14 protein-coding genes are annotated in these 13587 nt (G+C 64.2%); 8 read left to right on the top strand and 6 right to left on the bottom strand.

Annotated elements, in window-relative coordinates:
* Positions 1–221: 221 nt before the first annotated feature.
* Positions 222–539 carry a hypothetical protein gene (locus tag AC3FOF_RS35550; RefSeq protein WP_488729270.1) on the top strand — a complete coding sequence of 106 codons (318 nt, stop codon included), beginning with the start codon at positions 222–224 and terminating at the stop codon, positions 537–539.
* 46 nt (positions 540–585) lie between these two features.
* Here AC3FOF_RS35550 and AC3FOF_RS35545 read toward each other — a convergent pair whose 3' ends face one another.
* Complete coding sequence (locus AC3FOF_RS35545) at positions 586–1446, bottom strand: transglutaminase-like domain-containing protein (protein WP_488729269.1); 861 nt, start codon at positions 1444–1446, stop codon at positions 586–588.
* 325 nt (positions 1447–1771) lie between these two features.
* Between AC3FOF_RS35545 and AC3FOF_RS35540 the strand changes: the two genes are divergently transcribed.
* Genes AC3FOF_RS35540 through AC3FOF_RS35530 form a run of 3 tightly spaced genes read left to right on the top strand, consistent with a single transcriptional unit; the run spans position 1772 to position 2924 of the window.
* The gene (locus AC3FOF_RS35540; protein WP_488729268.1) at positions 1772–2101 is read left to right on the top strand and encodes a hypothetical protein; all 330 of its coding nucleotides are present in this window, start codon (positions 1772–1774) and stop codon (positions 2099–2101) included.
* A 10-nt stretch (positions 2102–2111) separates the two neighbouring features.
* Positions 2112–2402: a hypothetical protein gene (locus AC3FOF_RS35535; protein ID WP_488729267.1), complete on the top strand. Its 291-nt coding sequence runs from the start codon at positions 2112–2114 to the stop codon at positions 2400–2402.
* Positions 2403–2429: 27 nt separating this feature from the next.
* The gene (locus AC3FOF_RS35530; RefSeq protein WP_017225676.1) at positions 2430–2924 is read left to right on the top strand and encodes a hypothetical protein; all 495 of its coding nucleotides are present in this window, start codon (positions 2430–2432) and stop codon (positions 2922–2924) included.
* A 180-nt stretch (positions 2925–3104) separates the two neighbouring features.
* On the opposite strand, the gene AC3FOF_RS35525 is transcribed toward AC3FOF_RS35530, so the two are convergent.
* The 5 genes from AC3FOF_RS35525 to AC3FOF_RS35505 all read right to left on the bottom strand — a co-directional run bounded on the left by AC3FOF_RS35525 (position 3105) and on the right by AC3FOF_RS35505 (position 7055).
* Positions 3105–4052: a DEAD/DEAH box helicase gene (locus AC3FOF_RS35525; RefSeq protein WP_488729266.1), complete on the bottom strand. Its 948-nt coding sequence runs from the start codon at positions 4050–4052 to the stop codon at positions 3105–3107.
* Positions 4053–4061: 9 nt separating this feature from the next.
* Positions 4062–4433 carry a zinc ribbon domain-containing protein gene (locus tag AC3FOF_RS35520; protein WP_488729265.1) on the bottom strand — a complete coding sequence of 124 codons (372 nt, stop codon included), beginning with the start codon at positions 4431–4433 and terminating at the stop codon, positions 4062–4064.
* Positions 4434–4453: 20 nt separating this feature from the next.
* Positions 4454–5110, bottom strand: coding sequence for a hypothetical protein (locus tag AC3FOF_RS35515; RefSeq protein WP_488729264.1), 657 nt, complete (start codon positions 5108–5110; stop codon positions 4454–4456).
* A 537-nt stretch (positions 5111–5647) separates the two neighbouring features.
* Positions 5648–6691: a BPL-N domain-containing protein gene (locus AC3FOF_RS35510; protein WP_488729263.1), complete on the bottom strand. Its 1044-nt coding sequence runs from the start codon at positions 6689–6691 to the stop codon at positions 5648–5650.
* A gap of 142 nt (positions 6692–6833) precedes the next feature.
* A complete protein-coding gene (locus AC3FOF_RS35505; RefSeq protein ID WP_017225680.1) occupies positions 6834–7055 on the bottom strand; it encodes a hypothetical protein in 222 nt (73 codons plus the stop codon).
* A gap of 407 nt (positions 7056–7462) precedes the next feature.
* Here AC3FOF_RS35505 and AC3FOF_RS35500 point away from each other — a divergent pair, with 407 nt between their 5' ends.
* From AC3FOF_RS35500 to AC3FOF_RS35485, 4 genes are all read left to right on the top strand, one after another.
* Complete coding sequence (locus tag AC3FOF_RS35500; RefSeq protein ID WP_017225681.1) at positions 7463–8854, top strand: TackOD1 domain-containing metal-binding protein; 1392 nt, start codon at positions 7463–7465, stop codon at positions 8852–8854.
* A 3-nt stretch (positions 8855–8857) separates the two neighbouring features.
* Positions 8858–10186, top strand: a complete 1329-nt coding sequence (locus AC3FOF_RS35495; protein WP_276263976.1) for a glycosyltransferase family 2 protein — start codon at positions 8858–8860, stop codon at positions 10184–10186.
* A gap of 71 nt (positions 10187–10257) precedes the next feature.
* Positions 10258–12423 (top strand): hypothetical protein, encoded by a 2166-nt coding sequence (locus AC3FOF_RS35490; RefSeq protein WP_488729262.1) that lies wholly within the window; start codon positions 10258–10260, stop codon positions 12421–12423.
* Positions 12420–13454, top strand: a complete 1035-nt coding sequence (locus tag AC3FOF_RS35485) for an HlyD family secretion protein (protein WP_276269300.1) — start codon at positions 12420–12422, stop codon at positions 13452–13454. The genes AC3FOF_RS35490 and AC3FOF_RS35485 overlap by 4 nt, the downstream gene beginning before the upstream one ends.
* Positions 13455–13587 lie beyond the last annotated feature (133 nt).

Below are 13587 nucleotides of genomic sequence, written 5' to 3'. Positions count from 1 at the left end.
TGGAGTGTGCCATTAGGTTTGCACCATCATCATGAATTTCGCTGAAAACTATCCGGTCGGTAGTGGTACGTGCGCCGAACAGGCTCGCTATGGGAGCGAGCCGAGCAGCAGAAATGGGCGGAATACAGCGGCGGCGCAGACCCAGCCCCTTTCCGTGCTTCCGGTGGTGGTGCGGTATTGCGCGTACACTCAAAGGTGTAGCCCATCATCGGAGGTACATCATGATCCATCAGAACGAAGAGCCTACCTTCCGTGGACTGCCATTGACCGCCGGACAAAACTCGGAAGTCCGGCACTATATAAAGAAGAAGACGCAGTTGGGTGAGTCATGGGATACATCGGAGCTGGCGGCGATGCTCGAAGACATGCTGCTGCCACCCAGCACGGAGGACGAAAACCAGGGCGACTCCGCCGTGGATACGCTGGCCGCCGCAGAGCGCGCCGCCGCGTTCGTCGATCAGTCCATGGAGCCGATCGAGGCCTATGAGGAATGGAAGGCCGCCATGGAAACCGAGAGCATGAAGGGAAGCAAATGTTGACGCGCTACCGACCACGGAGCCGGTAGCAGCGGCCAACGAGCGCCGGCTACCAGGTGGAGATGGCCTTTGCAGTGAACACCGGCATTTCAATCCCGGCCGCTGTGTCGGTCACGGCATGGATTTCGACAAAGGGCCGCTCCGATTCCACCGAGCCGAATATCGCCGCGAATGGTATGTCCGCGGCATCCCGGCCGGTGCCGATACGAAGCAACCCCGTCGGGATCGATACGCCGGAGGGATCGAGCAGGTACCACCGGTGGGACAAGTACACTTCCACTACTGCATGAAAATCCGGCGCGCCCATTGTCGGATCCGCCCCATAGTCCAGGCTGCTGGACATGCGCGCCGGAATGCTCAGGGCGCGGCAGATCCCAATCATCAGGTGGGCGAAGTCGCGGCAGACACCGGTGCGTTCCACGATGGTATCAACCGCCGACGTGCGCTCGTTGGTGGAGCGCGAGAGAAAACGCATGTGGTTGCGTACCCACTCCCGAATTGCGTAGACGCGGCCATAGCCGCGCTGCATGCCCCCGAATTCACGCATTGCAAATTCCATCAGGCGGTCAGATTCACAGTATCGGCTAGGCGCCAGGTAGTTCCAGACATCGAACGGTAGTTCGGCGACAGGCACTTCTGACAACTGATCGCTGTCGTCCAGGCGATGATCGATATCGACGACTGCCTCATAGCGGATGGCAAAGCGGCCCTTGGGTGCGCGCATTCTAAGCAGGCGGTTGTGCAGCACCGGATCCGTGTAGTTGGTGGTCTGAATTGACGGGGGGAACGTCAGTCGCTCGGCAACGACGAACTGCCGCGAAGTCCTGGCAGCTTCAATGTTCAGCATGAAGTCCGCCATGGGATCCATGACCTCGTAGGAGAGGTTCACCGAGTATTGGAGACGGTTCATTTCAAGCCTTGCGTTGATGACGATCCGAAGAAAAGCAAAGAGATCCGGACAGCGAAGATTGCTGTGGCATGCCATTTCAGTGTAGTGCCAGCGGTGGACGACCGGTTTGCGTTTGCGGGCGCCGCGGGTGCGTGGCGCAACGCCTGCCGGGGCATCTTGTAAGGGCGTTGGCCTGGGATGCAACGGACACCTATACTCATAGTTGCGGCGTCCCTGAAGCGGCGTGCTTCTGGTTTGCCCACCACTCGTTTCCGGGCCTTCCCCCTCGACAACGTCTTAGGACTGGTGACTCCTGAAGTCACTCACGGGGATTCCTGGAAACTTCATGCAAGATGCCACGCGGCGACCTCCGGTCGTCCACTACCCCGGTAACCAAGGAAATCGGTCGTTCGCCAGGATCGATGCAATCGATGTCCGGCGATTGGAACCCTTTACGGCCGAAATGCCGATCGCCAGGTCGATTGCCGCTTTTTTTGCCGCCCTTCCGCGTTTCAGGCTGGCCGAGCCGCGATCTCATCGTGACGATGATGCCGTGAAGATCCTCGGCAATGCGGGACGGATGGAAATGATCACCCGTTCGCAATGGAATACCGGAGCCCACAGCGGTGGTACCCCGTCACAACTGCCGCCACACGGCCAGCCTTCCAAACAATGAAGGAAATATCGTGCCGAACAATCCTGCAAAGACCACCTACCGGGCCATACCCGCCATGCGCCTGCTGCGCGACCGCCAGGTCGGCCAGTTGCCGAAGGGAGGCATCCAGAGAACTGGATTCATACGCCTGGCGGCAACCCAATGGCGTCAGGCAGCCACACAACTGATTGACTGGGATCGCGCTGTCAACGAAGGCTGGCCCAACCTGCGGTCGCCATCCTGCCCCGCGGTCAAGGGGCACTGGAGCTTGGGCCGGAATCGTTACGCAAACATCCGCCGGTTCGCCGGAAGTCGAAATTGAGATTGAGATTGAGTGAGGTAACACACCATGCGTACGCTGCTGTATTTCAGGCTGAATGACGTCGCCACGGCGGGACTGGCGCAAGCGCGATTAGGCGAGCTGGCCGGGACATCGGCACTCGTCGCGGGACCGTGGTTTATCCAGCGCGACAATCAACCAGTTGACGGATTGCCGAGGATTGACATCGGCCAGACCACGTATCGCGAAGGTGCGGCGATCACCGGACTTTTTGTCGGAGCGATCGTCGCCGCGCTGGTAATTTTCAGATACGGAGTCTCCGCCGGTACGGGCGCCACTGCCATTGCGTATGTTGGCGCCATCGCGCTTGGCGCGATGATCGGCTGGTGGATCGGCGGATTGGTCGGTGTCAAGATCGGCCGCCTCGGGCTGGGGCGGCAGAAAGCGCAAATGGCACCGGGCCAGTTGCTGATGATTGCCAGTTTTGACTCGAAATCCAAGGAATCCATGAAGCGGATGATGCGCGAATTCACTGAAGCCGCCCAAAATCCGTCCGCCGCATGATGCAGTAGTTCACGCCCCCCACGCGCCTCGGCCTCGTTATGCCAACGTGACAACGCCATCACAGTTGCACAGGTTGGTCAGCAACGACTAACCCTTGCTGCGCCAGGCTTTCCAGCCACCGGCCACCAGGTTCTGGACAAAAAGTACGATGGCCCCGAAAAGCACGCAATCGATGCTCGCTCAACGCTCCGCCAAGCTGAACAGTGTCTTGAGGTCCTCCCCACTGAGATTGCCGATCCACTGTTCGCCAGTACCAACCACCAGGTCGGCCAGCTCCCGCTTGGCGCGAAGCATGTCGTTGATACGTTCTTCAAACGTCGCGCGCGTGATGAAGCGGTGGACCTGAACGTTGCGCTGCTGGCCAATGCGATAGGCCCGGTCCGTGGCCTGCGCTTCGACGGCAGGATTCCACCAGAGGTCGTAGTGGATGACATTGGAGGCCGCGGTCAGGTTCAGCCCGGTTCCGCCGGCCTTGAGCGACAGGATGAACACCCGTTCGGTCCGGTTGCTCTGGAACCGCTCGACCATCGCATCCCGCCTGGCTCGCGGGACACCGCCGTGGAGAAATAGCGGATCTCGGCCATATCGCTGTTGTACCCAACGGCATAGCAAGTCGCCCATCTCGCGGAACTGGGTGAATACCAGCACCGTTTCATGGCTGGCATGGATATCTTCAAGGAGTTCAAGGAATCGCTCGGCCTTGCCGGACGCCGCTGCATCGACTTGCCCCCCTTTCAGGTATAGCGCGGGATGATTGCAGATCTGCTTCAATGCCAGCATCATTTGCAGCACCAGGCCCTGGCGCCTGAACGTGTCGGATTCCCCTGCGATGGTTCGCAACCCTTCCTGCACCACCGATTCATACAGAGCCGTCTGCACCTTGGTCAGCGTGCAGAACTGATCCTGCTCGCTCTTGTCTGGCAAGTCGCTGATGATGGCCTTGTCGGATTTCAGGCGCCGCAACAGGAAGGGAGCCGTCACTCGCTTGAAGCGTTGCACGACATGCTGATCGCGCTGGATTTGAATAGGCGTCGCATACTCCCGCACGAACTGACGCAGGCTTCCCAGATAACCCCGGTTGGCGAAATCCAGGATGCTCCAGTACTCGGACAGGCGGTTCCGTTCCATAAAATCTACTCAAAGTTGAGCATTGGATTTATCCGCACTTCGTTGACGCGGCTTGCGCCGCCCAACTGAAGCCCCTTGACGCTCAGTTGCGCCGGAGGAGCGCGCGAGCAGAATCCGCTTCACTTGGAGGTGAGGCATATACCGGGTAATTTCCCGGTCGTGAATCCTGTCCCGCACGTTCCGCGCTGCATTGGTATCCGCCTGAAGAACGTCCCCGTTGGCACGGTAAAACTTGTCGCCCTCGCGCTTGCCTTGCAGCAAGCCCGTGAACGAGTCCATTTGCGACGTGTAGGCGGCGTTGACGACGACGTGCGTCGCCCCACGCTGCGTGCAAACTTCATCGAGCGCTTGAGCCAGTACACCCTTGGCCCATGCGCTCATGCGCTCATGCGCTCATGCGCTCATGCGCTCATGCGGCGATTGTAGTTCCGCCACTGACTCCGCCCCTTGATGGGGGACGTCAGATCTTCCGAACCGACCGCTGCCGCCTTGTCCACGATGGTATGGGCGGACTGGTAGGCAATCGTGCGCAACCGCTGCTTCGCGCGGGCCCTGCGCGCTTGCAGTTTCACGCGTCCGAGGTTGCACTTCCTGATGCGCTCGGCCTTGGCGATGCGACCAGCTTTGCGATGGGCTTTTTCGAGGGCATGCAGCCGGTTCCGTGCTTTGCCGGTCTTCGAAACCTGGTCGCTGTAAGCGCTCAGCACGGCGCCGAAGGTCTGACCATGACGCTCGCCATCGGAGTCGGCGAAGGCCTCGGTATAGCCTTTGTCGACACCAATTTCCCCTGTGCCGCAGGGGCGCCCTTCGGCCTTCGAAGTAGCGTAGTGGATTTCGACCGCCTCACCCTTCACGATCACACGCAGGTTGCAACCCGTGAGGTCCACGTTCTTGCCGTTGCTGTTCGTCGTGAGTTCGATCGAAGGTCCATACTGCCTGGCGATGTGTATGGAGATGACCAGGTGTCCGTCTCTGACGCGGCTCTGATGCTTGTCCGAGCGGACGATGAACTGATTGTCGCAACGCGACACGCCGTGCCGAAAGTACTTACGCATCATCCGGTGCAGGTACTTGTTTGTCTTCGAGCCACTTTGCACGGCGTGGGGGAGATCGAGTAGCCATCCGCACATTATTTCATAGCAGCCGGCCCCATCGACGCGACCCGGAAATGTTCCACCGTCTGCCTGGCGTGGATCGCGCGCCGAAGCCAGTCACGGCGCCGTCCCGGCCCTGCCCCTGCGCGTTGCGGTAGCGCACGCCCCAGGGGATGGGGGCGGCGGCGGCTCAGCAAAGCAGCGCCTGCCCTCAGCGAAGCACTCAATTTGCATCAGATAGTGCCTAGAGCGGCACATTCATCCAGAGAGAGGCGGAAGGCAGGAGCGCCTAGCCCGTCAACCGGTCATCAAAGGCGGGCAAATTCCTCTCCCTGGCACGCACGCTGTTCGAGGGCGCCCGATACCGGCCTCGAGGGACGGAGCAGTTTCTGAATTCTGAAGACTGGGAGTAGACCCGGGCTTCCCCAAATGGCGACAGGACAATCTGCAACGACGACGAGTCCGGTACATGCGGCGCATCAATCTGGAACTGGTGCGGCGCTAACAGGAGCCCGGCGTTGTCTTCCACCGTCCCTGGCGCAGCTCGAGTCCGGCATGAGCAAGCAATAGGCGGAACACCTCCAGCCGTTCGTTCCCCGTCTCGGCAAGCCGGTCGCAGACGTGCACGTGCGCCGCCATGTCGCTGTGTTCGCGCAGGGCCTCCTTGCACTCCCGCTCCGAGATTTCCAGGTGGACGCCGCTCAGTATCGCCTTCCCCTGGCCCACGGACGCACTCACGATCACCGGGGGTTCGGCCTCGATCTCCGTGTACACGGCCAGGATCCGTGCCGCGGGACTTGCCGGGTCGGCGAAATCGAAGCGGCAGCCGCCGTGATAGTGGACGCGAGGCGTCAATGGCACCGCGGACAGGCAATCTGTAGTCCGGATTCCAGTCGCGGCGGCAGTCCTCGGCGTGGCGTCGTAGGGGATGCCACCGGTAAGCTCGGGCAACGAGCCAACGGCGACCGCGTCGACAAAGCTCAGCTCGCGCGTGCCGCAGATCGCGCCGCGCATCCCGGCATGGAATGCGAGTTCCCGGCAGGCGTAGTACGCGCCCGCACAGACGCCCAGGTAGACCCCGCCCTCCTCCACGAACCGCCGGATACGCTGGTTGGGCGCCCCGTTCAGCGCTTCGCAGTAGGGCAAATCGGCTCCGCCCGGCATGACGAACAGGACCGCGTCATCGAAGAGGGTCGGGTCCTGCCTGAGGTCGTCGGCCATTACCGCCTGGAATTCGTGGGCAGCGGGCACCAGCTGCTGGGCGATCGCCCGCATCAGGTGTGAACCGCCGACCGTTCCAGCATCGATGTAAGTCAGGATCTTTGGCTTCGGCATGGTGGTCGCTGTCGATGAAACGTTTCGCCACGGATGATGATCATACGCGCCCGACGCGCTGCTCGGAGCGATGCTGGTCTCAGGCAAGAATGCCCGGTAGCGGACGCCTTGCGTGGTCCCGCGGGTGGTCCAACCCTTCAGCTGTCCACTTCCAAGGCCGAGCGCCTGCTGTACCGATAACCCGCCCGCGTAAGCCAGCGAGCCGGTCATCAGGGGCGCTTGGCTGCCATCATCGGTTGCCTGGCGCAGGATACCGAAGATACGGGAGTGCACAAACGCAACAAGCGTGCAATCTCTGCTGTCGCGTCGGCGATACGTTGCGTAGTGCTACCTGCCTCCCGTTCCTAGTGACTTATCCGGCGAATTTTGCCTGGGTTGTCGGCTCTCGCGGCGTGGGCCTCGGCGCCAATGGCCGGCAGGCTCCGGTACCGAGGCTGTTGATGCGGTCGATCAGGTCGGACAGCGTGGCCACCCCCGCTGCCCCCCGCCAGGTGGCCAGGGTGTCGGCCAGCCACGCGCGGCAGCCGTCGTCGACGAGCACCGGCGGCACGTACATGGCCTCCAGCCAGCCCACCTCGAGTTGCAGGGCATCAGTTTCTGATGCCCTGCAGTGCCTGTTCTCCGGCGGCCCTCCGGGCGACAAGGGGTAGCGCGGCCGCCGATCTCTATAGTCAATAGTCAAAATTCCCTAGCTGCCGAAGGGAGGCTCGGAATTGCCGCCCGGATGCCGTAGAATTCCGTCCGCGTTGTATCGCCGCGGCCTTGTACTACTGGCACATAAGCCATGCGCCTGCTTCTTGCAATCTTTCTGCATTGGGTTCAGTTCCTTACGATTGGTTACCCCTTCGCCGGCATCATTTTCCTGATCCGCCAGCTCACCGTTACTGGGTGGGTTCAAGCCACGCGCAACCAACCGTTAAATGCGAACCTATGTAAAAATGAAAAAGAAGCGGACTCACCCAATTGGATGTCCCCAGTAATATGGCCCAGGAATCGCTTCACCTTGCCCTGATCGGACCCGCTCCGACACATGCCGCGCACGTGCGTGCCGATCGCTTCGATTCCGTCGGCGACCTGCTGACCGATGCGCGGCGCTATGACGTGGTCCTGCTGGACCTGCCGGGCTCCGCCGCAGGCGAGGCCCTGCGCGAGATGCGGCGGCATCCGGCCTACGGCTTCACGCTGGCCTACTGCTGCCAGGACGAAGACCCATTGTGCGAAGCGCTGGGCGACGGCCCGGTGCCGGCGGATCTCGGTCTGCTGGAGTGGCAGACCTGGCGCACCCGCTATGCAGCGCTCGGGGAGGCCCAGATCCAGGAACGGTTCGAGACGCGCGTGCTGGCCTGGCTCTGGCTGCGGCCGCCGCGGCAACTGCGGGCGGTGCGCAATCCGCAGGTGCCCGAGCACTACGAGTATCCCTTGCTGGCAGCGCTGGCCGGCGCGGATGCGGGCAGTCCGTTGCCGCTGCTCCAGTTGATGACGCAGGAGGGGTACATCGCCGAACAGGTCCTGGTGGACCGGCTGCGCCTGTGCGTGAGCTGCGGCTCGGGGCGCCTGAACTACATCGACGTCTGCCCGGACTGCCAGTCGATCGCCATTTCCCGGGAGCCGTCGCTGCACTGCTTCGTGTGCGGCCATGTCGGCGCGCAAGAGCAGTTCCTGAAGGACGGCGTGCTGGTCTGCCCGAACTGCCTGACCCGTCTGCGGCATATTGGCAGCGACTACGACCGGCCGATGGAGAATTACCGCTGCCGTAGCTGCCGCGCCTTCTTCGTCGATGCCAAGGTGCAGGCGCGCTGCCTGGATTGCGGCCACACGCATGCGCCGGACGAACTCCGCGTCTACGAGGTGCGCAACTACCGGCTGACCGAGGCCGGCCACCTGCGCTGCCGCCAGGGCTTCAATACCGGCATGCTGGCCAGCGCGGGCTTCAACGCGCTCGGGCTGGTCAGCATCAGCACCTTCCGCTATCTGCTGGAATGGCTGATGCAGATGCAGGCCCGCTATAAGGAGCCCGCCTTCTCACTGCTCGGACTGCGCTTCGTCAACTTTCCGCAGGCGCTGGCGAAGATGGGCGAGCAGCGCGCAAACCTGCTGGTCGACAATCTGGTCAAGCGCATGATCGCCGGGCTGCGCACCACCGACCGCTGCACCCGCACCAATGACGAGTGCCTGTGGCTGCTGCTGCCGTGCACCGACAAGGAGGGGCTGGAAAGCGTCAGGCAGCGCATCCTGAAGCTGCGCGAGCTCTTCGCCGAGTCCGGCGCGAACGAGATCGAACTGCGCGTGGTATCGGCGAGCGCGCCCGACGACCTGCTGGAGCGCGAGGACGCCGAACTGCTGATGGCGCGCCTGGCCGGCGACCTGAGCTGAAGCATGGCCGCGTTCATCGCCCTGTGGCATGACTTCCTGAACGAACTCTTCCGTTCAGGCGGCATGACGGGGCTGTTCCTGATGCTGTTCCCGTACTTCGCGCTGCTCGAGCTGCCGCTGAACCTGCTGGTCCTGGCCGGCGTGCTGCGGTGGTTCACGCGCAAGTGCAGCAGCACGCCGGAAGTCAGCCGCTATCACCCCAGGGTTTCCTGCATCATCACCTGCTACAGCGAAGGGCCGGATGTCCAGAAGACCCTATCCAGCCTTGCCGAGCAGACCTACCCGGGATACATCGAAATGATCCCGGTGATCGACGGTGCAGCCGTGAACCAGGAAACGCTGGACGCCGTGCGAAATTTCCGCCTGGACAGCACGCTCCATCCGCGGCGCTCCGTCAGGCCGATCGCGAAATGGCAGCGCGGCGGGCGGGTGTCGTCGCTGAACGCCGGTCTCGCCAAGGCCAGCGGCGAGATCATCATGGCGCTCGATGGCGATACCTCCTTCGACAACAATATGGTCAGCGCCATGGTGCGCCATTTCGCCGACCCCGACGTGCCGGCGGTGGCCGGCAGCCTGCGCGTGCGCAACGCCTGGGCGTCGACGACCACGGCATTGCAGGCGCTCGAATACCTGCTCTCCATCCATATGGCCAAGATCGGCCTGGCCGAATGGAATGTGGTGAACAATGTCTCGGGCGCGTTCGGGGCATTCCGCCGCAGCTTTCTCGAACTGATCGGCGGCTGGGACACGCATACGGCGGAGGACCTGGACATCACGCTGCGGATCAAGAGCTATTTCGGCCGCCGCGCGCTGCGGATTCCCTTCGAGCCCGAAGCGATCGGGCATACGGACGCGCCGGTGACGTTCCGCCAGTTCCTCAAGCAGCGCCTGCGCTGGGACGGCGACATGTTCTTCCTCTACATCCGCAAGCACAAGCACAGCATCACCCCGCGCCTGCTCGGCTGGCCCAATTTCCTGATGACGCTGCTGAGCGGCTTCTTCTTCCAGCTGGTGCTGCCCTTCATCATCACCGGGTACTGGATCCTGGCCGCAGTCACGCTGCCGTGGCAGGCCGTGCTGCTGCTGTTCTGCCTGATCTATGCCCTGTATTTCTCGCTCACCACCATCCTGTTCATCGGCATGCTGCTGATGGTGTCGGAGCGGCCCAGGCAAGATTGCCGGCTGTGGCTCGTGCTGCCGCTGTTCCCGCTCTTCATGATGGTGATGCGTAGCTGGAGCGCGGTGGCGATCCTCAATGAAGCGATCCGGCGCGGGCATGAAGAAAGCAGCATGGCACCCTGGTGGGTGTTGAAGAAGGCAACGAGGTTCTGATGCCGGGTGCCAGCTTGCCGGATGTGGGAGCAAATCGCTTGAAACGGATTCCATCTCTACTGCGACGCGACATGCTGCGAGCCGCATCGATTGCCATGGCGGCGTTCTGCGTGACGCTGGCGCATGCGGCGCCCTTGCCGCTGGCCGACATGCTGAACGGCGTGGACAACGATCCGGCGCTCAAGGCCGAATACGCGGACCTCGACGCGGCGCGCAGCGAGCGCAGCGCCCGCGAGAGCGAAAAGGGATGGCAGGTGTTCGCCGGGGGTGGGATCGGCGACTATCACGAGCTGGTGGTGGACAACGTGGTGGCCAACTACTACGGGCGCAACCTGTCCCTGGGCATGCGCTATCCCCTGCTGGGCAGCCTGAAGCGCCAGGTCGATGCCGTGAAGGCCAGCGGCTTCGCCGTCCAGCGCCAGCAACTGCAGCTCGCGCTGCGCCGTGCCGAGCGCCGGCTGGCCCTGCGCAGCGCCTACGCGGACTGGTGGCGCGCGCAGCAGGAACAGTCGCTATGCGGGCCGCTGCGAACGGCCGCCGACCAGGCGCTCGCGCAGCTCGAGCGTCGCGAGCGGGCCGGATGGATCCTGGCGGCCGATGCCAGCCAGGCCCGCAACGAGTGGCAGGCCACCCTGAAGCCTTGCATGACGACGGCAAGCGTCGACGCGTATCGCACCGGGCTCGAACTGCTCGCGCAAACACCGGTTCCCGCCGACGCCACCGCCGTCGACGAGGCCCTGGCCGCCGGCCCGGCGCCCTTCCCGGCATGGCAGAACCTGATCGAGCAGAATCCCCGCGTGGCCGGCGCGGCCAACCGCCTGGAAGAGGCCCGCGGCGGCCGCGGCGAGCGCTGGTACGACACCATCGAGTCCAGCGCCAGCGTCGGCTACTACCTGTCGGATCGCGCCGGCGTGCCTAATCTCGGACACTCCCTGGTCGCCAGCATCAATTTCTCCATGCCCTTCGACGTCGTCGGCGCGTCAAGCAGCCGCCGCGGCGCCAGCGAAGCGCGCTACAACGCCGCCATGGCCCGTTTCGAGGCGGAACGCCGCAATCTGCTGGTCGAACTGACGCAGGCGCTGCGCCTGCATGCCGCTGCCGTGCTGGACGCGCTGCAGAGCGATGCGCGCCTGGCCACCGCTACCGAGCGCCTGCGCGAGCGGCGCGCCCGCCAGGGCCTGGACGGCGACCAGGCCCTGCTGCAACTGCAGGCGGCCGAGCGCGAGCGCTACCAGGCCGCCTTCGCGCGCATCGAGGCGTGGCACGGCTGGTGGACCCAGGACGCCGCACTGCGGTTGTTCAGCGATGGCGGCCCCGAGTCGGAGGCCCTGCTTGGCGAGCGCCTGCTGCGCTGGCAGCAGCAACCCGACGCCGCAGCGCGGCCCTTGCGCGCGCAGGCGGTGTCCGCATCCCCGCCGGCACCGTCGCGGGCATCGCCCCCCGCGGCGGCGCCTGAGGCAGGCGCCCGCTGGGCGCAGGGCATCTATGTATGGAAGAGCGAGGCGCTGCTGGACAGGTCGCGCCGGCCCGCCGAACTGGCGGCATTGCGCGCGGCCGGCATGCGGGAGGTCTACGTCGGCCTGGACGCGGCGCAGGTGAACAACCTCGCCGCAAGCAAGGACGCGCTGCGCGAACTGTTGGATGCCGCGCAAGGCCAGGGCATGCGCATCTACCTGCTGCTCGGCGATCCCGACTGGCTGAAGCCGGCCGGCCGTGGCCAGCTGCTCGACCTGGTCGGGAAGCTGAAGGACATGCGCTTCGCCGGCCTGCACCTGGACCTGGAAGTCGAGCAACTCGGCATGCCGGTGCCGGACAGCCGGCTGAAGGATTGGCTCGATACCGTGGCCGCAGTGGCGGCCGCCAGCCCCTGGCCCGTCGCCCTGTCGAGCCACCATCGCTGGTTCGCGGCGCCGGCGCAGGCCCGTACCTGCATTCCCTGCGCCTTGCCCAGCCTCGGCGTGCGCGATGTCAGCCTGATGATCTACACGCGCAACCCGCAGCGCAGCACCGCGCTGGCGAGCGAGATCGCGCGGCGTTGGCCCAAGCTGCGCTTCCGGCTGGCGCAGAGCGTGGAAAGGCAGCTACCGGCCGAGGAAAGCTGGGCCGGCACCCCGCGCAAGCAGATGGACGCACAGGTCACGGACTGGCAAGCCAGGCTGGTCCCTTACGGCATCACGGGAATCGACTGGCAAGACTGGCGCGACTACCCTCGCCAGCCCAACGGAGCCGAACAATGATGAAGATACGCTTCGACAGCAGCAAGGAGCGCAGCCCCACGCAGGAACAAGGGCTGAAGGTGCTGTACGCACCGGGCAAGCGTGTCGCCTTCCGCCTGCGCTGGTACCTGATCCTGTTCCTGGTAGCGAGCCCCTTCGTCTGGTTTTTCGCCAAGTTGATCTACGGCGCATGGGTGATCGAGGCGCCCGCGCAGCTCATCCTGCCCGTGGTCGAGATCCGCGCACGCGACGCCGCGCGGGTCGAGCATCTGGCAGTCAAAGACGGCGACACCGTCAAGGCCGGGCAGTTGCTGCTGCAGATGGACAACCCGGAATGGCGCCAGCGCCTGGGCCAGTTGCAAGCCCTGACGGCCGGCGCAGAGCGCTCGGTGGCGCCCGCCGGCAGCGGGCTGCGCAATGTCCTGGTGCGGCAGCTCGACCGGGCCAGGGAAAAGCTGGCCACGGTGCAACGCCTGCGGCAGGACGGTGCCGCGACACAGGGAGAAGCGCTCGCCGCGGCCAGCGAGCGCGACCAGCGCGAATCCGAGCTACTCGCCTTCGACCAGCGGGAGGAATCCTTGCGCCTGCAGCCGCCCGCCACCCGCGACAATGCGATGCAGAAGGCCGAAGAAGTCTGGCTGAACGGCCGCCTCCAGGCCCTGCGCCTGCAGGCGCAGGAGAATGCGGTGGTCTCCGATGTCGTGGTCAACGAAGGCGAGAACGTCGGCAGCGGCACGGTCCTGATGCGGCTGCAGCGCACCGCCGACCCCATGGTCCTGATCTTCCTCGACCCGGTGGACGCCGCCTACGCCAAACCGGGCCAGCCCCTGAAGCTGCAACTTCCCGACGGCCACTGGCTGCCCGCGAAGGTGGTCAACGCCGCGGACCGCGTGCGCCGCCTGCCGGAAGACCTGCGTATGCCATTCGCCGGCGCGCAGAACGCACTGCTGGTTTCCGCCGCGGTCGACGGCGAGGTTCCGCCCGGCTGGCTGGTGAACCAGTTGCCGCTGAAGGCGCGCTTCCCGCATGATCTTTCGCGACTGTGGCGGTAGCTGGTGGGTACGGGGGCGACATGCGGGTGGCGCTTGGCGTTGGCGGGATCCGTCGCTGTCAGGGAGCGAAGACGAGAAGACTCCCGAGGGCACAACTGACCTATGCTGCCAGTGAATAGAATTGCTCTGCAGC

Source organism: Cupriavidus sp. 96C5-1, from assembly GCF_057798855.1.
The sequence above is the reverse complement of the archived record's forward strand: the minus strand, read 5'-3'. Positions and strand labels throughout refer to the sequence as shown.